The organism is Streptomyces sp. NPDC003027, assembly GCF_053591435.1.
The window spans coordinates 1-20,685 of sequence record NZ_JBSFTU010000072.1 but is presented as its reverse complement, the minus strand read 5'-3'; the positions used below and the strand labels follow the sequence as shown (position 1 = coordinate 20,685).

General features: G+C 71.4%; 17 protein-coding genes. 11 read left to right on the top strand and 6 right to left on the bottom strand.

What is annotated here, in order from left to right; translation table 11 throughout:
* Positions 1-132: 132 nt before the first annotated feature.
* Entirely contained in the window at positions 133-1,578 is a 1,446-nt protein-coding gene (locus ACWDX6_RS30035) for a glyceraldehyde-3-phosphate dehydrogenase (protein WP_451488024.1), read from the bottom strand.
* A gap of 198 nt (positions 1,579-1,776) precedes the next feature.
* Here ACWDX6_RS30035 and ACWDX6_RS30030 point away from each other — a divergent pair, with 198 nt between their 5' ends.
* Positions 1,777-2,472, top strand: coding sequence for a class E sortase (locus tag ACWDX6_RS30030; RefSeq protein ID WP_451488023.1), 696 nt, complete (start codon positions 1,777-1,779; stop codon positions 2,470-2,472).
* A gap of 87 nt (positions 2,473-2,559) precedes the next feature.
* On the opposite strand, the gene ACWDX6_RS30025 is transcribed toward ACWDX6_RS30030, so the two are convergent.
* Both ACWDX6_RS30025 and ACWDX6_RS30020 read right to left on the bottom strand, forming a co-directional pair.
* Positions 2,560-3,738, bottom strand: a complete 1,179-nt coding sequence (locus ACWDX6_RS30025; RefSeq protein WP_451488022.1) for an NAD(P)/FAD-dependent oxidoreductase — start codon at positions 3,736-3,738, stop codon at positions 2,560-2,562.
* The gene (locus tag ACWDX6_RS30020) at positions 3,735-4,055 is read right to left on the bottom strand and encodes a bifunctional 3-phenylpropionate/cinnamic acid dioxygenase ferredoxin subunit (RefSeq protein WP_403290162.1); all 321 of its coding nucleotides are present in this window, start codon (positions 4,053-4,055) and stop codon (positions 3,735-3,737) included. The genes ACWDX6_RS30025 and ACWDX6_RS30020 overlap by 4 nt, the downstream gene beginning before the upstream one ends.
* 232 nt (positions 4,056-4,287) lie before the next feature.
* Here ACWDX6_RS30020 and ACWDX6_RS30015 point away from each other — a divergent pair, with 232 nt between their 5' ends.
* The 7 genes from ACWDX6_RS30015 (at position 4,288) to ACWDX6_RS29985 (ending at position 14,867) form a co-directional block, all read left to right on the top strand.
* Entirely contained in the window at positions 4,288-5,031 is a 744-nt protein-coding gene (locus tag ACWDX6_RS30015; protein ID WP_403290469.1) for an IclR family transcriptional regulator, read from the top strand.
* A gap of 279 nt (positions 5,032-5,310) precedes the next feature.
* Positions 5,311-6,396, top strand: coding sequence for an S-(hydroxymethyl)mycothiol dehydrogenase (locus tag ACWDX6_RS30010; RefSeq protein WP_451488021.1), 1,086 nt, complete (start codon positions 5,311-5,313; stop codon positions 6,394-6,396).
* A 71-nt stretch (positions 6,397-6,467) separates the two neighbouring features.
* A complete protein-coding gene (locus tag ACWDX6_RS30005; RefSeq protein WP_451488020.1) occupies positions 6,468-8,924 on the top strand; it encodes a GcvT family protein in 2,457 nt (818 codons plus the stop codon).
* A gap of 93 nt (positions 8,925-9,017) precedes the next feature.
* Positions 9,018-10,157 (top strand): aromatic ring-hydroxylating oxygenase subunit alpha, encoded by a 1,140-nt coding sequence (locus tag ACWDX6_RS30000; protein WP_451488019.1) that lies wholly within the window; start codon positions 9,018-9,020, stop codon positions 10,155-10,157.
* Positions 10,158-10,261: 104 nt separating this feature from the next.
* Positions 10,262-11,728 (top strand): aldehyde dehydrogenase family protein, encoded by a 1,467-nt coding sequence (locus ACWDX6_RS29995; protein ID WP_451488018.1) that lies wholly within the window; start codon positions 10,262-10,264, stop codon positions 11,726-11,728.
* A 29-nt stretch (positions 11,729-11,757) separates the two neighbouring features.
* Positions 11,758-13,311, top strand: a complete 1,554-nt coding sequence (locus tag ACWDX6_RS29990; protein WP_451488017.1) for an APC family permease — start codon at positions 11,758-11,760, stop codon at positions 13,309-13,311.
* A complete protein-coding gene (locus ACWDX6_RS29985) occupies positions 13,308-14,867 on the top strand; it encodes a GMC family oxidoreductase (RefSeq protein WP_451488016.1) in 1,560 nt (519 codons plus the stop codon). Before ACWDX6_RS29990 ends, ACWDX6_RS29985 begins: the two co-directional genes overlap by 4 nt.
* Positions 14,868-14,930: 63 nt before the next feature.
* On the opposite strand, the gene ACWDX6_RS29980 is transcribed toward ACWDX6_RS29985, so the two are convergent.
* Positions 14,931-16,718: a S8 family peptidase gene (locus tag ACWDX6_RS29980; RefSeq protein WP_451488026.1), complete on the bottom strand. Its 1,788-nt coding sequence runs from the start codon at positions 16,716-16,718 to the stop codon at positions 14,931-14,933.
* 317 nt (positions 16,719-17,035) lie between these two features.
* Positions 17,036-17,314, bottom strand: a complete 279-nt coding sequence (locus tag ACWDX6_RS29975) for a hypothetical protein (RefSeq protein WP_451488015.1) — start codon at positions 17,312-17,314, stop codon at positions 17,036-17,038.
* 220 nt (positions 17,315-17,534) lie between these two features.
* On the opposite strand from ACWDX6_RS29975, the gene ACWDX6_RS29970 reads away from it, so the two are divergent.
* Complete coding sequence (locus tag ACWDX6_RS29970; RefSeq protein WP_451488014.1) at positions 17,535-17,726, top strand: hypothetical protein; 192 nt, start codon at positions 17,535-17,537, stop codon at positions 17,724-17,726.
* A gap of 86 nt (positions 17,727-17,812) precedes the next feature.
* Here the strand turns inward: ACWDX6_RS29970 and ACWDX6_RS29965 are convergent, their stop codons facing one another.
* A complete protein-coding gene (locus ACWDX6_RS29965) occupies positions 17,813-18,988 on the bottom strand; it encodes an FUSC family protein (protein WP_451488025.1) in 1,176 nt (391 codons plus the stop codon).
* A 260-nt stretch (positions 18,989-19,248) separates the two neighbouring features.
* On the opposite strand from ACWDX6_RS29965, the gene ACWDX6_RS29960 reads away from it, so the two are divergent.
* Both ACWDX6_RS29960 and ACWDX6_RS29955 read left to right on the top strand, forming a co-directional pair.
* A complete protein-coding gene (locus ACWDX6_RS29960; protein WP_451488013.1) occupies positions 19,249-19,686 on the top strand; it encodes a nitroreductase family deazaflavin-dependent oxidoreductase in 438 nt (145 codons plus the stop codon).
* A gap of 172 nt (positions 19,687-19,858) precedes the next feature.
* Entirely contained in the window at positions 19,859-20,584 is a 726-nt protein-coding gene (locus ACWDX6_RS29955) for a VOC family protein (RefSeq protein WP_451488012.1), read from the top strand.
* The last annotated feature ends 101 nt before the right edge of the window (positions 20,585-20,685 follow it).

Sequence of the window (20,685 nt, the reverse complement as noted above, 5' to 3'; positions counted from 1 at the left end):
GGGGCCGGCGGGGGGGGGGGGGGGGGGGCGCCCCCACCCGGAGGGGGCGGCGGCCCCCCCCCGCCGCCCCCCCCCCCCCCCCCCCACCGCCACCCCGTTCGACGGGGCGGCGGATCAGGCCTTACGGCGGAGTCAGACCGCCGGAGCCGGGTACGTCGGGTACTCGACGCCCGAGACGTGCTGGACGACGCGGATGACCTGGCAGGAGTAACCGAACTCGTTGTCGTACCAGAGGTACAGGATCGCGTTGTCGCCGTCGACCTTGGTGGCGCCGGCGTCGACGATCGAGGCGTGGCGCGAACCGATGAAGTCGTTGGAGACCGCGTCGGGGGCCGTGGTGAAGTCGATCTGGCGCTTGAGCGGCGAGGTCAGCGACACGTTGCGGAGGTAGTCCAGGACCTCTTCGCGGGTGGTCTCGCGGCCGAGGCGCAGGCTGAGGATCGCGATCGAGACGTCCGGGACCGGAACGCGGATCGAGCTGCCGGTGATCGGCGCCTTGAGGTCGGGCAGCGCCTTGGCGACGGCGGAGGCGGCACCGGTCTCGGTGATGACCATGTTGAGCGGCGCGGAGCGGCCGCGACGGTCGGCCTTGTGGTAATTGTCCAGCAGGTTCTGGTCGTTGGTGAACGAGTGGACGGTCTCCACGTGGCCGCGGAGCACGCCGTACTCGTCCGCCATCGCCTTCAGCGGCGGGACGATCGCGTTGGTGGTGCAGGACGCGCAGGACAGGATCTGCTCGTCGGGCTTGATCGTGTCGTGGTTGACGCCGTGGACGATGTTGGGGACGTCACCCTTGCCCGGGGCCGTCAGGACGACCTTGTCGATGCCGGGGCGCAGGTGCTTCGACAGACCCTCGCGGTCACGCCACTTGCCGGTGTTGTCGATGAGGATGGCGTTCTTGATGCCGTACGCCGTGTAGTCGACCTCGGACGGGTCGCCGGCGTAGATCACCTTGATCTCGTTGCCGTTGGCGACGATCGTGCTGGTGGCCTCGTCGACCGTGATCGTGCCCTGGAACTGGCCGTGGATGGAGTCACGGCGCAGCAGCGAGGCGCGCTTGACGATGTCCTGCTCGCCGCCCCGGCGGACGACGATCGCGCGCAGACGCAGACCGTTGCCGGAGCCGGCCTTCTCGATGAGCAGGCGGGCGACGAGGCGGCCGATGCGGCCGAAGCCGTAGAGGACGACATCGCGGGCCTCGCGGCGCTCGATCTTGTTGGCGCCGGTGGCACCGGCCACGGCCTCGGCCGTGAACTCCTCCACGGACAGGTCGCGGTCGTCGCTCTTGTACGTCGCGGCGAGCATGCCGATGTCGATCTGGGAAGGGCCGAGGTCGAGCGTGGTGAGGGCCTGGAGGAAGGGCAGCGTCTCGGTGACCGAGAGCTCCTCACCAGCGATCTGCCGGGCGAATCGGTGGGTCTTGAGAATGCTGACCACCGACTTGTTCACCAAGGAGCGGCTGTGCAGAAGGACGGTGACGTCCCGCTCCCGGTGCAGCTTCCCGATGATCGGGATCATCGACTCCGCGATCTCCTCGCGGTTCTTCCAATTGGTGAACGAGTCGTCATTGACAGTCACAGGCTTATCTTTCGAGCTAGGCGGCGCTCATATGCTAACCCGCCCCTCTTTCGATCATTCAGGGGGTGTGGCGTGAGTGGGCGGGCGGCCCGCGGCAGGGGCGCTTTCGCCGGAATACGGGATCGGCTCCGGCCGTTATGCGGCTGAACGGCCATGCTCACCTGGTGGCCCCAGATCCCCGGCCCCTCGGGAAGCGCCATGATCCGACCCGCCGTCCCCCTCGCCCTTGCCGCCGCGGCTCTCGCCGCGCTCGTCGGCTGCTCCTCGCTCGGTGATCACCGGACCGCCTCCTCCCCCGGGCCGGCGGGAACGTCCGCCGCCGCCGTCGCCGCCACCACCACCGTCGCCGTCGCGCCGGCCCCGGAGCCGGACAGGAAGGATCAGCCCTCCCGGCTCTCCATACCGTCCATCGGCGTGAAGGACCTGCGTGTCGTCCCGTACGAGGGGACGACCGACGACACGCCGGGCACCCGGATCCAGGACCGGGGCGTCGCGGCGAGCCCCCGGGGCGAGCGGGGCGGTGTCGGTCCGGGCGAGATCGGCAACTTCCTGGTGACCGCCCACCGGCTCTCCGCCGGAGCACCGCTGCGTGATCTGCCGGCCGTCGAGGTCGGCGACTCCGTCTTCGTCAGGGCGGCGGACGGCACGGTGCACGAGTACGAGATCGTCCAGACGCGTAAGACCTCGTTCCGGTCCGAGCGCTCCCTCGCCGAGCAGCGCGCCCCGGTGCCGGGCGCGCCGGGCGAGAAGCCGACCAAGGCCATGATCACGATCTCCACCTGCGCCACGCCGGAGGACAACGCGGCCGGAAACCACTGGCGCGACGAGAACAACAACCCCGAGCACCGCATCGACAAGATCGGTGTCCTGACCGCGTCCCGGCCGGCGGCCTAGGGTCTTTCGTTTGGATCAGGCCGGATCAGGGAGCGGGGTCTGGTGCATGGGGTCTCCCCAGGCCCGCCAGGGCCGAGGTCCGGCGGATCAGACGGCGGGTGCGTGCCGGGCCGCCTCGCGGGCGAGTCCACGGCGTACACGCAGGAAGGGCCGGGGCCGGTCGACGGCGAGGACCGCCGTCGTACGGCCGTCGCGCTCGTACAGGCAGAGGAAGCTCCCCTCGTCCGTCGAGCCCTCGACGATCCTGACGGTGTCCCCCTCCCGGCGCCGCCCGGCGAACTGGATGCGGGCGCCGTACTGGTCCGACCAGAAGTAGGGCAGCGGACGGGTGCTGTCGACGGTGCGGCCGGCCAGCAGATTGCGTACGGCGACGGCGGGCTGTTCGGTCGCGCTGGTCCAGTGTTCGGTGCGCCGCCCGCCGACCCGGGCCACGTCCCCCACCGCCACGACCTGCGGCAGCGCGGTGGCGCAGCCGTCGTCGCAGAGGACACCGTCGTTCACCGGGAGTGTGGAGCCGGCGAGCCAGTCCGTGTGGGGTACGGCTCCGATTCCGACGACGACCACATCGGCGGGGAGCACCCGGCCGTCGGTCAGTTCCACCGCGGTGACGGCGCGGGCACCGCCGTGCCCGTGCAGCCGGGCGACTCCCGTGCCGGTGAGGAGCTCGGTTCCGCCGCGCCGGTGCAGGGCGGCGCAGACGGCGGCCATCTCGGGGCCCAGTTGGGGGACGAGCGGGAGGGGGGCGGCCTCGACGACGGTGACATCGTGGCCGAGCCCGGCACAGGTGGACGCGGTCTCGGCGCCGATGAAACCGCCGCCGATCACGACGACCCGCCGACTGCCGCCGCTCAGCGCGTCGCGCAGGGCGCGGGCGTCGTCGAGCGTGCGGAGGGTGTGGACCCCGGCGAGTCCGGAGGCGCCCGGCAGTCGGCGGGCGCGGGCGCCGGTGGCGATGACGACCCCGTCGGTGACGATGGTCCGCCCGTTCTCGAGCCGCAGGGTGCGGCCAGGCGCGTCGAGCGCGCGGGCGCGGGTGCCGAGCAGCCACTCCGCGGCGAGTTCGGTCTCCTCCTCGGCGTCGCAGAGGGCGAGTCGGTCCTCGTCCGCGCGTCCGGCGAGGAAGTCTTTGGAGAGCGGCGGTCGGTCGTACGGGCGGTGGTGTTCCTCCCCCACGATCACCAGCCGCCCGTCGAAGCCCTGGGCGCGCAGCTCACGGGCGGCGTACAGGCCCGCGAGCGAGGCACCGACGACGGTCACTGTTCTCATGCTGCGGAGTCCTCCTGCGCGGCCGGGCGGACATGGATGACGCCGTCGACGACGACGACCTGGTGGGTGCGGACGGGACGGCGGGCGGGGAGGCAGGTCGGCCGGCCGGTGCGGAGATCGAATGAGGCGGCGTGCAGCGGGCATTCGACCAGGCAGCCTTCGAGCCAGCCCTCGGAGAGGGAGGCGTCCTGGTGGGTGCACGTGTCGTCGATGGCGTACAGCTCGCCCTCGGTGTGGAAAACCGCGATCGGCGGTGTGGTGTCGATACGGACGGATTCGCCCGCGGGGAGGTCTTCAAGGCGGCAGACGGGAATCACGGGGCCCCCCTCGATCCAGGACTCTTCGGTAACATGTCGTTGCGTATGGCGCATGAGGGAGCGCTATGCGCAACAGAATCCGGTCGGGGTGCCCGCCGCGTCAAGGGCTTCCCGGAGATGCGCGCCCGACGGCCGCCCGATGGCTGAGAGTTGAGCTATGACCCGCGAGCACACAGTGGCTGACCAGACCGACGAGACGGCGGAGCGCGCGACCCGGGGAGGAGCGGGAGCGATCCAGTCCGTGGACCGCGCCGTGAGCGTGCTGGAGATCCTGGCGAGACACGGGGAGGCCGGCGTCACGGACATCGCCGACGAGCTGGAGGTGCACAAGTCCACCGCGTTCCGCCTGTTGGGAGCGTTGGAGGCCCGGGGGCTCGTGGCGCAGGCGCAGGACCGGGGCAAGTACTTCCTGGGGGCGGGCATCCTGCGCCTGGCGGGGGCGGCGGCCGTGCGCCTGGACATCTCGCAGGAGGGCGCCCCGGTCTGCCGGGAACTCGCCGACGAGCTGGGCGAGACGGTCAACATCGCGGTCCTCGACGACGACGCGGCGGTCAACATCATGCAGGCGCGCGGCCCGGCCTCGGTCACCGCGCAGAACTGGCTGGGCAGGCGGACGCCGCTGCACGCCACGTCGAGCGGCAAGGTGCTCCTGGCCCATCTGCCCGTCACCCTGCGGGAGGGGCTGCTCGCCCGGGCGCTGCCGCGCTTCACCGAACACACGGTGACCAGCGCGGGCATCCTGCGCGCCGAGCTGGACTCGGCGTACGCGCAGGGGTTCGCCATCGCCGCCGAGGAGCTGGAACTCGGCCTCAACGCGGTCGCGGCGCCGGTGCGGGCACACGACGGCAAGGTCATCGGCGCGCTCAGCGTCTCCGGGCCCGCCTACCGGCTGGAGCGGGACCGGCTCCCGGAGCTCGCCGCCCGCACCGTCGTGGCGGCCGACGAACTGTCCCGGCGCATGGGGCACGGCTTCTGACGCGACCACCCAGAGCCGCGATCCACCAGAGCCGATCCACCAGAGCCGCGATCCACCCAGAGCCGATCCACCAGAGCCGCAGATCGCGCGGCGACCTCCCTGCGACGCGGGGCCGGGCCGACCCGGCCCCGCGTCGTCGTGTGTGTGGGGGTGTCTCCCCGCGTGGACCGGTTTTGCGAGCCGTTGACACCGGCCTCTTGACGGGCCGTTGCCACCGTTCCCACTATGTTCCCCATCGCGCAACCCAACGTGCAATGCGCAACAGCAGAGGAGATCCTCGTGCCCCATGAGATCCGTGCCGTCGTTGCCGTCAAGAAGGGTGCGCCCGTCGAGGTGCGGACGATCGTCGTGCCCGACCCCGGCCCCGGCGAGGTACTCGTCCGCGTGCAGGCCTGCGGCGTCTGCCACACGGATCTGCACTACCGGGAGGGCGCGATCAACGACGACTTCCCGTTCCTGCTCGGCCATGAGGCGGCCGGCACCATCGAGTCCGTCGGTGAGGGAGTCACCGACCTGGCACCCGGCGACTACGTCGTCCTGGCCTGGCGCGCCCCCTGCGGCAGCTGCCGCTCCTGTCGCCGCGGCCGCCCCTGGTACTGCTTCGACTCCCGCAACGCCACCCGGCCGATGACGCTGCTGGACGGCACGCCCCTCTCCCCCGCGCTCGGCATCGGCGCCTTCGCCGAGAAGACGCTGGTCGCGGCCGGCCAGGCCGTGAAGGTCGACCCGGCCGCCCGCCCCGAGGCCGCCGGACTCATCGGCTGCGGAGTGATGGCCGGTTACGGCGCGGCGGTGAACACCGGGGGCGTCGGCCGCGGCGACACCGTCGCCGTCATCGGCTGCGGCGGCGTCGGGAACGCCGCGATCGCCGGAGCCTGTCTGAACGGCGCCCGCAAGGTCATCGCCGTCGACATTGACGACCGGAAGCTGAACCAGGCCGAGAGGTTCGGGGCGACCCACACGGTCAACTCCCGTGGCACGGACCCCGTCGAGGCCGTGCGCGCGCTCACCGACGGATTCGGGGTGGACATCGCGATCGACGCGGTCGGCCGGCCGGAGACGTACCGGCAGGCGTTCTACATGCGCGACCACGCCGGCGTGCTCGTCCAAGTCGGCGTCCCCGACCCGCAGATGAGGATCGACCTGCCGCTGATCGACCTGTTCTCGCGCGGCGGCGCGCTGAAGTCCTCCTGGTACGGCGACTGCCTGCCGAGCCGCGACTTCCCGTTCCTCATCGACCAGTACCTCTACGGCCTCCTCGACCTCACCGCCTTCGTCTCCGAGACGATCTCCCTGGACGAGGTCGAGGCGGCCTTCGAGAAGATGCACCGGAGCGAGGTGCTGCGCTCGGTCGTGGTCCTGTGACGGCAGGCGGGGTCGGCGCCGCCGGCCGCCGCCCGGTAGAAGCCACTCATCCCCCCGACTCAAGGAGGGGCATGTCCCCCGCGCCCGCACCCAGTCCCCGTGTCGTGGTCATCGGCGCCGGCATCGTCGGCTGCTCGCTCGCGGACGAGCTGACCGCCCGCGGCTGGACCGATGTCACGGTCCTCGAACAGGGCCCCCTGCCCGCGCCCGGCGGCTCCACCTCCCACGCCCCCGGCCTCGTCTTCCGCACCGGTCCGTCCAGAACGCTCAGCACGTTCGCCATGTACACCGTCGAGAAGTTCAGCGCCCTGGAGGTCGACGGCCTCCCCTGCTTCAACCCGGTGGGCGGCCTGGAGCTCGCGACCACCGAGGAGCGCTGGGCCGATCTCCACCGCAGGGCCGGCCACGCCGCTTCCTGGGGCATCCGGGGCGAACTCGTCCCTCCCGAGCGCTGCCAGGAGCTGTGGCCGCTGCTCGACGCGAGCAAGGTCCTCGGCGGCTTCCACACCCCCGACGACGGGCTCGCCCGGGCCGTCCTCGCCTGCCGGGCCCAGAGGGAGCGCGCCGAGCGCCGTGGCGCCCGCTTCCTGGAGCGGCACACCGTCACCGGCATCGAACGGGAGGACGGCCGGGTGACGGGTGTCGTCACCGACCGGGGCACCTTCCCCGCCGACCATGTGGTGTCCGCCGCCGGCTTCTGGGGTCCGGTCGTCGGCCGGATGGCGGGGGTGGACGTGCCGCTGCTGCCGCTCGCCCACCAGTACGCGAAGACCCGGCCCCTGCCGGAGCTGGCGGGCGTCAATGACCCCCGTACGGAGGCGTCCCGGCCCATCCTGCGGTTCCAGGACCGCGATCTGTACTTCCGCGAGCACACCGACCGCATCGGCATCGGCAGCTACGCCCACCGGCCGCTGCCCGTCGACCCGTTCACCGTCCCCGCCTACGACGACGCCGCGGTGACGCCCACGCGCATGCCGTCGGCGTACCCCTTCACCCCCGAGGACTTCGCGCCCAGCTGGGAGGAGTGCCGCGGCCTGCTGCCCGCGCTCGCCGGCACGGAGATCGAGGAGGGCTTCAACGGCGTCTTCTCCTTCACCCCCGACGGCATGCCCCTGCTGGGCGAGGTCCGCTCCCTGCGCGGCTTCTGGCTCGCCGAGGCGGTCTGGGTGACGCACTCCGCGGGTGTCGCCAGGGCCGTCGCCGAGTGGATGGTCGACGGGCGCCCCTCGATCGACGTCCACGAGTGCGACCTGACCCGCTTCGAGGACGCCCAGCGCTCCCCCGCGTACGTCCACGAGCGCGGCGCCCGGCAGTTCGTCGAGGTGTACGACATCCTGCACCCCTCGCAGCCCGTGGAGCGGCCGCGCCCCCTGCGGGTGAGCCCCTTCCACGCCCGGCAGCGGCAGCTCGGCGCGTTCTTCCTGGAGGGCGGCGGCTGGGAGCGTCCGCACTGGTACGAGGCGAACGCCCCGCTCGCCGAGGGCCTCGACCTGCCCGCGCGGGACGCCTGGTCGGCCCGTTACTGGTCGCCGATCGCCGCCGCCGAAGCGCGCGCGACCCGGGAGAGGGTCGCGCTCTACGACATGACACCGCTGCGCAGGCTGGAGGTCACCGGGTCCGGCGCCCTGGCCTTCCTCCAGCGCATGACCAGCAACAACCTCGCCAAGAAGCCCGGGGCGGTGACCTACACCCTGCTCCTCGACGAGACCGGCGGGATCCGCTCGGACCTGACCGTGGCACGGCTCGGGCCCGACCGGTTCCAGATCGGGGCCAACAGCCCCGCCGACGAGGACTGGCTGCTGCGGCACGCGCCCGGCGACGTCCACATCCGCGACATCACCTCCGGCACCTGCTGCATCGGTGTGTGGGGCCCGCTCGCCCGCGACCTGGTGCGGCCGCTCACCCGCGACGACTTCTCCCACCAGGGCTTCGGCTACTTCCGGGCGAAGGAGACCTACCTCGGACATGTGCCGGTGACGGCGATGCGGCTGAGTTACGTCGGTGAGCTGGGCTGGGAGCTGTACACCAGCGCCGATCTTGGGCTGCGGCTCTGGGACACCCTCTGGGAGGCGGGCCGCGAGCACGGGGTGATCGCCGCCGGGCGGTCCGCCTTCGACAGCCTGCGCCTGGAGAAGGGCTACCGCTCCTGGGGCCATGACATGACCGCCGAGGACACCCCGTACGAGGCCGGTGTCGGTTTCGCCGTGCGGATGGACAAGGGGGACTTCGTCGGCAGGGCCGCTCTCGAGAAGGCGGGCGAACCGCGCCGCCGGCTCACGGCGCTGCTCCTCGACGACCCCGCGGCCGTCGTCCTCGGCAAGGAGCCCGTGCACCTCGGCGGCCGACCGGCCGGATACGTCACGAGCGCGTCCTACGGCTACACCCTGGGCCGCTGTGTCGCGTACGCCTGGCTGCCGCCGCTCGCCTCCGGCACGGCGGTGCACATCGAGTACTTCGGCGAGAAGGTGCCGGCGACCGTCGCCGACGAGCCGCTGTTCGACCCCGGCATGAGCCGTCTGCGCCGCTGATCCGCCGCGAGGACCCGCCGCACAGCCCCTCCCCCCTTCTTCCCCCTTCGACCCTCGCCGGCCGATTGCCGCGCCCGCCCGGAGGAGTCCGCCATGACGACCACCCCGATCGCCTCCCTGCCGCCGAGCCTGATCGCCACGCTCCCCGGCCACTTCTACACCGACCCGGAGATCTTCCGGCAGGAGCAGGAGCGGCTCTTCGAGTCGATGTGGTTCTGCGCCGTGCGCGGCGCCGACCTCGACAGGCCCGGCGCGTTCCGTACCGTCCAGGTCGGCCGGGAGAGCGTCATCGTCAGCCGTAACCGCGCCGGTGAACTGCGCGCCTTCCTCAACATCTGCCGCCATCGCGGCGCCCGGCTGTGCACCGAGGAGTCCGGCGAGGTCCGGCGCTCCTTGCAGTGTCCGTACCACGCCTGGACGTACGACCTCGACGGCAGGCTGATCGCCGCCCCCAACCTGGTGAAGATGCCCGACGTCGACCGCGCCGCCTACGGTCTGGTGACGGTCGCGCTGCGCGAGTGGCTGGGTTACGCCTGGGTGTGCCTGGCGGACGAGCCGCCGTCCTTCGAGGAGACCGTGATCGGCGCCGCCGTGGAGCGGCTCGGCGACCGCGCGTCCATCGAGCGGTACGGCACGGAGCGGCTCGCGCTCGGCCGGCGGATCACCTACGACGTGAAGGCGAACTGGAAGCTGATCGTCGAGAACTTCATGGAGTGCTACCACTGCGCCACGATCCACCCGGAACTCACCGATGTGCTGCCGGAGTTCGCGGACGGCTACGCCGCGCAGTACTACGTGGGACACGGTGCCGAGTTCGGCGACGAGGTGCGGGGTTTCACCGTGGACGGCAGCGAGGGCTTCGGCAGGCTGCCCGAGGTCGCCGAGGAGCAGGACCGCCGCTACTACGCGATCACGGTCAAGCCGACGGTCTTCGTCAACCTCGTGCCGGACCATGTGATCCTGCACCGGATGTTCCCGCTCGCCGAGGACCGCACGGTCGTGGAGTGCGACTGGCTGTACGCGCCGGAGGTGGTCGAGTCCGGCGCGGACGTGTCGAAGTCGGTGGAGCTGTTCCACCGGGTCAACGTCCAGGACTTCGAGGCGTGCGAGCGCACCCAGCCCGCGATGGCCTCCCGCGCCTACCGGACGGGCGGGGTGCTCGTCCCGACCGAGCACCACATCGGGCTCTTCCACGAGTGGCTGCGGCGAAAGCTGGGGGGACCGGCCCTCTGACCAGGCGTGTCAACCGTCACATTCGGATTAGAAGGCCGTCGTCGGGTTAGGCACTCAGGCTCAAGGGCGCCCCGAGAAGGCGCTGACCAGGAGGAACGAGAATCATGCCCGAACTCTTCATCGGCGGAGCCTGGCGATCCGCGCTCGACGAGCGGACCCGGGAGATCAGGTGCCCCGCCGACGGCGCCCTGATCGCGGTCGTGGACGAGGCCGGCGGCAAGGACACGGTCGAGGCGATCGCGGCCGCGCGCCGCGCCTTCGACGAGGGCCCGTGGCCCACCACGCCGGCCGCGGCCCGCGGTGACCTGCTGCTGCGGGTGGCGGACCTTCTCGTGCGCGACAAGGACGCGCTCGCGCGCGCCGAGTCCCTCGACACCGGCAAGCGCCTGGTGGAGAGCGCCTACGACATCGACGACATCGTGAACTGCTTCCGCTACTTCGGGCGGCTCGCCGCCGCCGAGACGGGACGGGTGATCGAGACCGGCACGGCGACGGCCGACAGCCAGGTCGTGTACGAGCCGGTGGGGGTGTGCGGGCTGATCACACCGTGGAACTATCCGCTGCTCCAGACGGCGTGGAAGGTGGCACCGGCGCTCGCCGCGGGCAACACCTTCGTCCTGAAGCCGAGCGAGCTCACCCCGCACACGGCGATCCACCTGATGCGGCTGCTCGCCGAGGCGGGCCTGCCGGGCGGTGTCGCCAACCTCGTGCTGGGCGCCGGGCCGGAGGCGGGCGCGCCGCTCGCCGACCACCCCGACGTCGATCTGCTCTCCTTCACCGGTGGTCTGCAGACCGGCCGGCGGCTGATGGCGGCGGCCGCGGGGACGGTGAAGAAGGTCGCGCTCGAACTGGGCGGCAAGAACCCCAACATCGTCTTCGCGGACGCCGACTTCGAGACGGCCGTCGACATGGCGCTGACGGCGGTGTTCCTGCACTCGGGGCAGGTCTGCTCGGCGGGCGCGCGGCTGCTCGTGGAGGACTCGCTGCACGACCGGTTCGTGGACGAGGTCGTGCGCCGGGCCGGGGAGATCCGGCTGGGCGGGCCGTTCGACGAGCGGGCGCAGACCGGGCCGCTGATCTCGGCCGCCCATCGCGAGAAGGTCGCGGCGTATGTGGAGCGGGGTCTCGCCGAGGGCGCGGTGCTGCGCTGCGGCGGTGCCCGGCCCGAAGGGGCCGCGTACGACGGCGGGTTCTACTACCTGCCGACCGTCCTCGACGAGTGCGACGCGCGGATGTCGGTGGTGCGGGAGGAGTCGTTCGGACCGGTCCTGACCGTGGAGCGGTTCCGCGACGAGGACGAGGCCGTGCGGCTCGCGAACGACACGATCTACGGCCTGGCGGGCGCGGTGTGGACGGGCGACGAGGGCAGGGCGCGGCGCGTGGCGGGCCGGCTGCGCCTGGGCACGGTGTGGATCAACGACTACCACCCCTACCTGCCGCAGGCCGAGTGGGGAGGGTTCAAGCAGTCCGGCACGGGACGTGAGCTCGGACCGGCCGGTCTCGCGGAGTACCGCGAGACGAAGCACATCTGGCGCAACACCGCGCCGGAGCCGCAGGGCTGGTTCGCCTGAAACCCTCTCTACCGTCCAGGAGTCGACCCATGCCAACGGAACCACTCTCCCCGCCGGGCGATGACGCGGAGCTCACCGAGTTCGGCTACCGCCCGGAACTCAAGCGGACGCTCGGCAACTTCCACACGTTCGCGGCGGGAATCTCGTACATCTCGATCCTCACCGGCACCTTCCAGCTCTTCTACTTCGGCTTCGCCAGCGGCGGCCCGGCCTACTGGTGGTCGTGGCCGATGGTCTTCGCCGGGCAGTTCATGGTGGCGCTCTGCTTCGCCGAGCTGGCCGCCCGCTACCCCGTGGCGGGCTCCATCTACAACTGGGCGAAGAAGGTGGGCAACGGGCACGTCGGCTGGCTCGCCGGCTGGATGATGCTCATCGCCTCGGTCGTCTCGATCGCCGCGGTCGCTCTCGCCTACCAGCTGACGCTTCCTCAGATATCCTCCGTCTTCCAGTTCGTGGGGGACGGCACGGGTACGTACGACGTGGCGACCAACGCGGTGGTCCTGGCCGCCGGTCTGATCCTCTTCACCACGGTCGTCAACGCCTTCGGCGTGAAGCTGATGGCCCGGATCAACACGGCCGGTGTCTTCCTCGAACTCATCGCCACCGTCGTCCTCATCGTGCTGCTCGCGGTGAACGTCGTCCGGGGCCCGCAGGTGGTCACCGAGACCGCCGGCACCGGCTCGGGCCAGCCCTTCGGCTACCTCGGCGCGTTCCTGATCGCCTCCCTCGCCTCGGCGTACGTGATGTACGGCTTCGACACCGCGGCCTCCCTCGGGGAGGAGTCGCTCGATCCCTCGCGCAACGCGCCGCGCGCCATCATCCGGGCGATCGTCGCCTCGTTCGTCCTCGGCGGCCTCATCCTGATCCTCGCCCTGATGAGCGTGTCCGATCTGCGGGGCGAGAAACTGTCCTCGGACGGATTGCAGTACGTCGTCCTCGACGTCCTCGGGCCGACGGCCGGCAAGGCGATGCTCTGGTGCGTGCTGATCGCGGTCACCGTCTGCGCCCTCGCGGTGCACACGGCGGCGGTCCGGCTCGCCTTCGCGATGGCGAGGGACAACAACCTGCCGGCGTCCTCGCGGCTCGCGAAGGTCAGCCCGCGGTTCGGCACCCCGATCCTGCCGACCGTGCTCATCGGAGTCCTCGCGCTGGCGATCCTGCTGGTCAACATCCGCCAGCCGCAGATCTTCACCGTGGTCACCAGCATCGGCATCGTGATGATCTACGTCGCCTATCTGCTGGTCACCGGACCGATGCTGGTCGCGCGGCTGCGCGGCCGGTGGAAGCCCGTCGAGGGCAGGTTCTCGCTCGGCCGCTGGGGCCTTCCCGTCAACATCCTCGCCGTGCTGTGGGGCGGGGCCATGACGCTCAACCTGATCTGGCCGCGCGCGGCCGTGTACAACGCCGCCGCGCCGTTCCACTGGTACCTGCGCTGGGGCGCGGTCCTGTTCGTCGGCGCGATCGCGCTGGGCGGCTTCACCTACTACTGGTTCGTCCAGCGGCACCGTACGGGCGTTCTCGCCGAACACGCCGCCGCGGCGGCCCCTGAGCCTGTCGCACTGAAGGAGGTCACCCCCTCATGACCGAAGAGTTCGATGACGTCTTCGACTACGTCGTGGTCGGCGGCGGTACCGCGGGCAACGTCGTCGCGGCGCGGCTCAGCGAGGACCCGACCGTCACGGTGTGCGTCCTCGAGGCGGGGCCCAGCGACGTCGGGGACGACAACGTCCTGAAGCTGGACCGCTGGATGGGTCTCCTCGACTCCGGCTACGACTGGGACTACCCGGTCGAGCCGCAGGCGAGCGGCAACAGCTTCATGCGGCACGCCCGCGCCAAGGTCCTCGGCGGCTGTTCCTCGCACAACTCGTGCATCGCCTTCTGGGCGCCGGCGGAGGACCTGGACGACTGGGCGGCGGCCGGCTGTACGGGGTGGAGCGCGGCGGACCTCTTCCCGCTGTACCGCCGTCTGGAGAACAACGACGCGCCGGGCGACCACCACGGCCGGAGCGGGCCCGTCAAGCTCCGCACGCTCAAGGGCGGGGACCCGTGCGGCGAGGCGCTGCTGAAGGCGTGCGACCAGGCCGGCATTCCCACGACCGCCTTCAACACCGGTACGACCGTGGTGCGCGGTGCGAACTGGTTCCAGATCAACTCCGACGAGAACAACATCCGGCAGTCCTCCTCGGTGGCGTATCTGCATCCGGTGATGGGCAAGCGCCCCAACCTGGAGATCCGGACCGGCGTACGGGCGAAGAAGCTGGTCCTGGACGGGCGCCGCTGTGTGGGCGCCGAGTACCTGGATCCGGACCTGATCCACACCCGTACGGTCCGGGCCCGCCGTGAGGTCGTCGTCTCCTGCGGTTCCATCGACACCCCGAAGCTGCTGATGCTGTCCGGCATCGGCCCCGCGGCGCATCTGCGGGAGGTCGGCGTGGACGTGGTGGTGGACTCCGCCGGAGTCGGCGAGAACCTCCAGGACCATCCCGAGGGCGTCATCATGTGGGAGGCGAAGCAGCCGATGCCCACGGTGTCGAGCCAGTGGTGGGAGGCGGGCATCTTCTACGACACCGAGCCGGGCCTGGACCGCCCCGACCTGATGTTCCACTACGGGTCGGTGCCGTTCGACATGAACACCGCCCGGCACGGCTATCCGACGTCCGAGAACGCCTTCTGTCTGACGCCCAACGTCACGCGCGCCAAGTCGCGCGGCACGGTGCGGCTGCGGACCCGCGACTACCGCGACAAGCCGAAGGTCGACCCCCGGTACTTCACGCACGAGCACGACGTGCGCGTGATGACGTACGGCCTCAGGCTGGCCCGTCGTATCGCCGGACAGCCCGCGCTCTCCGGGTGGGCGGGCGCCGAACTCGCCCCGGGGCCGTCCGTCCACACGGACGACGAGCTGCTCGACTACATCCACAAGACGCACAACACCGTCTACCACCCGGCGTGCACGGTGAAGATGGGCGCGGACGACGATCCGACGGCTCCCCTCGACGCCCGCCTGCGGGTGAAGGGCGTGGAGGGCCTTCGGGTGGCGGACGGGTCGGTCATGCCGGATCTCGTCACCGTCAATCCGTGCATCACGACGATGATGATCGGCGAGAAGTGCGCGGACCTGCTGCGCGAGGACGCCTGACACCCGCCCGCCCGCCCCGGCCTGGCGGGCCGGGGCGGGCGGCTGCCGTGCTCGACGGTGGTGCTAGAAGGTCAGGTTCCAGGCGTCGATCCGCCCGGTGTCCTGGTTGGCGTTGTCGTTCACCCGCAGCTTCCAGACACCGTTGGCCACCTCCGCGGAGGCGTTGACGGTGAAGGTCTGGACGATGTTGTCCGTACCGCCGCCGGAGCGGTTGTGGACGGTGTAGACGGTGCCGTCCGGGGCCACCAGGTCGACCTTGAGGTCACCGATGTAGGTGTGCTTGATGTCGACTCCCACCTTGAGGGTCGACGGCGCGTTGCCGCTCACCCCGCTCACCGTGAGGGGGCTCTCGACGGTGGTGTTGTCGCCGATCGCGACGTCGGTGAGGTTCTCGAAGTACTTCCCGGGCGGCGGGGTGGCGCCGCCGACGGCCTTGAGCGCGTCGGTCTGGCCCTCGCCGAAGAAGCCGTTCTTGGTCGTCGTGCCCGTGCAGCGGCTGTCGGACGGGCAGGCGATGTCGCCCGCCTGCGCGGCCAGCCGGTCGCGGATCTGCGCCGGGGTGAGGGTCGGGTCGACGCTCGCCATGAGCGCGGCGACGCCCGCCACGTGCGGGGCGGCCATCGAGGTGCCGTTCTTGCTGCCGTACTTGCCGCCCGGGAGGGTGGAGTAGACACCGGAGGTGCCGTCGCCGCCGGGGGCCGCGATGTCGATGACGCCGTTGCCGAAGTTGGAGTACGACGCCTTGACGTTGCCCTGGCCCATGGCGGCGACGGTCACGACGCCGGGCAGCTCGGTCGGGATGTCGATACAGGCGTTGGTGATCGTGCGGGTGACCGGCGTGGAGTCGTTGGGGCTCTCGCTGTCGGTCGTCTTGTTGGCCAGGTCGTAGTTGGAGTTGCCGGCGGCGGCGACCTGGAGGGAGCCCTTGCTCTCCGCGTACGCCTGCGCCCTGCGGACACCCTCGATGATGGCGGCCTGGTCGGCGTCGTCGGGGCAGTTGAACTGCCACGGGTCGGTGTAGTAGCTGTTGTTGGTGACCTTGAAGCCGCGGTCACCGGCCCACATGAAGCCGCAGATGGTGTTCTCCGCGAAGAACAGGCCGCTCGGCTTCTCGGCGATGCGGACCGAGGAGATCTTCACACCCGGCGCGACACCGATGACTCCCTTGCCGTTCTTGGCGGCGGCGACGGTGCCGGCGACGTGCGTGCCGTGGGTGTCGATGTCCCGCCAGGCGCCGGCCCGGGTGTCCGGCTTGCCGTAGGCGCAGGAGACGGAGTCGGCTGCGTTGAAGTTGGGCGCGATGTCCTGGTGCTGGTCGTCCACGCCGGTGTCGAGGATGCCGACCTTGACGGCGGCGGAGCCGGTGGTCACCGCCCAGGCCTGGTCGGCCTTGATCTGGGTCATGTCCCAGCGGTTGGTCTCCGTCAGCGTCGTGGTGGACTGCGACGGGTTGGCCGGGAGCGCCGGGTTGTAGGCATCGGCCGGGACGTCGGAGGTCCGGGTCGCGCCGACCTGCTGGATGCCGCTCACGGCGCGCATCGTGGAGGCGAAGGACGCCGACGTCGAGTGCGCCACGATCACGCCGATGGCGTCGTAGGACGCGAAGACGGAACCGCCGTTGTTCGCGACGGCGGTGCGCGCGGCCGAGGTGTCACCGGGGGCGGTGATCACCAGATAGGCGCGGGTGCCGGCCGCCCAGGCCGAAGAGGTCTTCGCCGCCGTCGTCGTGGTGGTCGGCGCCGCCGTGCGCGCCGACGGGGACGGGGGCTCCGGGACGGCGGTCGGCGCCGCGTACGCGAGTCCCGCGGGCGCCGCGAGGGCCACGGTCGCGCCGAGGGCGGCCGCCGCCATGGCGGAGTGTCTCAACCGGCTGGATATGTGGGAAAACAATGCGTCCTCCGATGGCCCGGTGGCGCTGGTGGCGTCGACCGGGCCGTGTGATGTGTGGGGTGGACGCAAGATCCCAGACGAGGCGGGCGGAAGGAAGTCTTCTGTCCGACAAGCCCGTTGGCGTTACCGAGTGTTGACCTGACGGAGCGGCGATCGGGGCGGTGTTCCACCGGTTCGATCCACTTCGTTCCCGGTGGGGGCGGTGGCGACCGCGCAGCGAAACGTCCCCCGGCGGGTCATGCCCGCCGGGGGAACGTGGTCGAGAGCTGTCCCGGGCTTCAGTAGGGGCGCGGGGACATCATCTGCGGCTCGGTGCCGGGCACTTCGAGCACGCAGCGGGGGATGCCGGGGCCCGGCGTGGCGCGGACCGTGACGGGTGTCGGCGGGTCGGTCGGGAGCTCGACGGTCACCGGCACCGTCCGGTCGCCGGACGTCTTCGCGTACCCCACTTCCTTGCCGTCGACGAGGACCTCCACCACGGCGGTGCGTCCCGTCTGCACGGTCGCGCTGATCGAGTGCCCCGCGTGGTCGATGTGGAAATGGTGGCGTCGTCTCATGGGTCGCCTCCCACCGGGCCTCGTCCTCAGCCGCCCCCGCATCCAGCGTAGCCATCCTCGGGCCGGTGGGCGGGCTGTCGGATGCGGGCCCGTATCCGCCCAGGTCACCGCCGGTGCGGCCATCCGCCCGTCACCCGAACAGCGGCGCTCCGGGCGTGCAACCGGCCCTGTCTCCGGTGCACTGGAGGGACAAGCCGCCCGACCGAGCATGGAGACGACCATGTACGAAATGCACGTCGGCATCGCGACCCCGGACGGGGTCTTCGTCTGGCACGTCGCCCCCGTGGGAAACCCGACCGCGCTGTGCGGCCAGTCCCTCCACGGGGTGCCCACCGAAGAACGCGACCGGACCGACCGCCACTGCGCGTCCTGCATGCACTCGTTCCAGGAGCTGATGAACGACCGGAACTGATCATGAACGTCCCCGGCGTGGACCGCCCGACCGGATCGTACGGCCGGCCGTCCCCCGGTGGCGGGCCGGCGGACCGGCCGACCGGCTCAGACGCCCAGCTTTTCCCGGAGCGCCGAGAGCCGCGGCCGCTTCTCCCTGCGTTCGCGCGAGTGGCGGTCCAGCTCCTCCATCAGGCGGCGCGACCGGTGGTCGAGGTCGAGTTCGTCCAGGATCCGGTCGACCTCGGCGAGCAGCGCGCCGTAGAGCTGCCACTGCCGCGGCTCGTGCTGGACGACCCGCAGCAGCAGCTCCGCCGCGTTGTCCCGGACGGCACGGGCCGCGAGGAGCTCACCGGTGAGCCGTTCCTCGGCGGCGTCCGCGCTCTCGCTCACCCGGGTGGTGACGAGGACGCCGAAACTGACGATGGTGTCGGCGACGTGCGCGAGCAGCTCCTCCAGGGCGGGTCCGACCTCCTGCGGGAAGAGGTCCTCGTCCTCCCGTTCCTTGGCGAGGTCGGTCAGCGTGCGCGCCAGGACACGCAGCACGACGGCGCAGATCTCCAGGGTGTCCAGGCCGGTCCGCAGCACGATGCGGTGCAGCAGGCCCTCCTTGACCCGCGGGTTGAGGCGCAGGCTGTCCTCCGCCTGGCGCAGGGCCGCGTCGACGTCGGCGATGTCGTTGTCGAGCCGGCGCGCCTCGTGGAGGCGGGCGGCGGCCTGCGCGACGGGGATGGGCGAGGTGAGTTCCTCGCCGATGCCGAGCAGCAGCTGTCGCATGCGCCGGGCGAGGTCCTCGATGGACTCCCCCGCCGTCTCCACCCATACCGGGGGGACAAGCAGCACGTTGAACAACAGGCCCACCACGGCGCCGATCAGCGTCTCCAGGACGCGGTCCCAGGCGGTGTCGGCGACCTGGGTGACGCCGAGGACGAGCATCGCGCTGATGGCCACCTCGGGCACGAACTCGTCGACGCGTACGAATCTGCCGACCACCAGCGCCGCGAGGATGACCAGGCCGAGGCTCCACCAGGTGAGCCCGACCAGGACGCTGAAGGCGATGGCGATGAGCACGCCGACGACCACCGAGTTGACCCTGCGGATTCCGGTGGTGAGCGTGGAGTAGAGGGTGACCTGCACGACGAGCAGCGCGGTGAGCGGTGCCGTCAGGGGTGCTGGTTCGCTGCTGAGCTGGAGCGCGACGACGTACGCGATGGTCGCCGCCGCGGTCGATCGGAGCGTCTGGACGACGGCCGGCTCCTTGCGTCGTGCGAGCAGCCCGGCCATCGGTTGTCGTAGCGCGGTGCGGACTTCCGCCACGTGGTTTCCCCGGTCCTTCCGTGTGTGCGCTGCGGTCTCCTGACTCCCCCCAGGTTTTCGCAACCGGGGCCGCTTCGCACGCCGGCGGGGCACGCGTGCGTGCGTGCGCGTGGGCGCGGGGTCGGATAGCGTCGCGACGGCGGACCACGCCGGTGAAGCGGGTACCCGGTACGCGGACCGCGAAGCCGAAGACCGGCGACCGAGGACGAAGGGGACGGGACGACACCATGCCGCTCGAAGGGGAGTACGAGCCCAGCCCGACGAAATGGGTGCGGGACCAGGTCGAGTTGTACGAGTCCTCCGGAGGTACGAAGGGCACCACGATCCGGGGCCTGCCCGTGGTCCTGGTGACGAATGTCGGCGCCCGGAGCGGGAAGTTGCGCAAGACACCGCTGATGCGGGTGGAGCACGAGGGCGTGTACGCCCTGGTGGCCTCGAACGGCGGAGCGGTGAGGCATCCGGTCTGGTACCACAATCTGGTCGCCTCGCCGGTGGTCGAGCTGCGGGACGGGCCGAAGACGCAGGACATGCGGGCCCGGCTGGTGACCGGGGAGGAGCGGCGGGTCTGGTGGGAGCGGGCGGTCGCCGCCTACCCGGACTATGCCGACTACCAGCACAGGACCGAGCGCGAGATTCCCGTCTTCGTGGTCGAGCCGCTGGACTGACCCGGGGGGGCGCCGGCAGCTGATGGCCGGCGCCCGGCCGAGCACGGCCGGAATGGCGATCTTGCCGGGGGTGGGATGGGATGAGGTGCTGTCAGGCGCCCACGACGGATGGATGAAGGCTGTGTCGACCTCGAGCCACGCCGCGCCCGGCGCTCCCTGCTGGGTCAGTCTCATGACCCGTGATCTGCGGGCCGCGGAGAGTTTCTACGGTGCGCTGTTCGGCTGGGAGTTCCGGCCCACGCGCCTGGGCGAGGAGTTCTCGGTCGCCTTCCGCGACGGGGCGCCGGTCGCCGGGATCGGCGCGCTGGCCCCGCGTCTGGCGGTGGCGGTGGCCTGGACTCCGTACTTCGCCGTGGCCGACGCCGATCTGACGGCCGCCCGTATCCGGGAGCGCAGTGCCACCGTGGCCGTCGGCCCCCTCCGGTTCGGGACGGGCCGCGCGGCCCTGGCCGCCGACCGCGAGGGCGCCGTCTTCGGGATCTGGGAGGGCGAGGTCATCCCCCGGTGGAGCGTGGGCCGGGGCGGCGCCCCGGCCTGGCTGGAGCTGCGGACGAGGAACGCCTTCGACGCGGCGATCTTCTACGCCGAGGTCCTCGACTGGGCTGGCGAGGCACCGGACTGCTGCCAGGTCGCGTACGAGGACGACCATGTGGTGCTCAGCCATGGCGGTGTCACGGTCGCCCGGCTCTCCGGCGGGGCGGTGGAGGCCGCGCCGGACCCGCAGATCCGGCCGCGCTGGCACGTCCACTTCCGGGTCGAGAACGTCGAGAAGACGGTCGAGACGGCCTTGCGCATCGGCGGCGGGACGGCCTCCGAGGTGGTGGCGGCGGGCAGCGGCCGCGAGGTCATCCTGCGGGACCCGGACGGCGGTCTGTTCACGGTCGCGGACGAGGGCTAGGGCCTGTCGTTCGGATCATGCCGGGCTCGCGTGCCCTGGCACCGCTCCCCCGTAGCCCTTCGGGCACGGGAGGGGCCCCCACGCCGCGTTGTCGTCGGTCG

Bases quoted from the DNA above. Each gene is read 5' to 3' on its own strand.
- ACWDX6_RS29985 (WP_451488016.1), top strand. From the start codon at position 13,308: ATGACCGAAGAGTTCGATGACGTCTTCGACTACGTCGTGGTCGGCGGC.
- ACWDX6_RS29965 (WP_451488025.1), bottom strand. From the start codon at position 18,988: ATGGCCGGGCTGCTCGCACGACGCAAGGAGCCGGCCGTCGTCCAGACG.
- ACWDX6_RS29975 (WP_451488015.1), bottom strand. From the start codon at position 17,314: ATGAGACGACGCCACCATTTCCACATCGACCACGCGGGGCACTCGATC.
- ACWDX6_RS30030 (WP_451488023.1), top strand. From the start codon at position 1,777: ATGATCCGACCCGCCGTCCCCCTCGCCCTTGCCGCCGCGGCTCTCGCC.
- ACWDX6_RS29960 (WP_451488013.1), top strand. From the start codon at position 19,249: ATGCCGCTCGAAGGGGAGTACGAGCCCAGCCCGACGAAATGGGTGCGG.
- ACWDX6_RS29995 (WP_451488018.1), top strand. From the start codon at position 10,262: ATGCCCGAACTCTTCATCGGCGGAGCCTGGCGATCCGCGCTCGACGAG.
- ACWDX6_RS30025 (WP_451488022.1), bottom strand. From the start codon at position 3,738: ATGAGAACAGTGACCGTCGTCGGTGCCTCGCTCGCGGGCCTGTACGCC.
- ACWDX6_RS29970 (WP_451488014.1), top strand. From the start codon at position 17,535: ATGTACGAAATGCACGTCGGCATCGCGACCCCGGACGGGGTCTTCGTC.
- ACWDX6_RS30005 (WP_451488020.1), top strand. From the start codon at position 6,468: ATGTCCCCCGCGCCCGCACCCAGTCCCCGTGTCGTGGTCATCGGCGCC.
- ACWDX6_RS30000 (WP_451488019.1), top strand. From the start codon at position 9,018: ATGACGACCACCCCGATCGCCTCCCTGCCGCCGAGCCTGATCGCCACG.
- ACWDX6_RS29980 (WP_451488026.1), bottom strand. From the start codon at position 16,718: ATGGCGGCGGCCGCCCTCGGCGCGACCGTGGCCCTCGCGGCGCCCGCG.
- ACWDX6_RS29990 (WP_451488017.1), top strand. From the start codon at position 11,758: ATGCCAACGGAACCACTCTCCCCGCCGGGCGATGACGCGGAGCTCACC.
- ACWDX6_RS29955 (WP_451488012.1), top strand. From the start codon at position 19,859: ATGACCCGTGATCTGCGGGCCGCGGAGAGTTTCTACGGTGCGCTGTTC.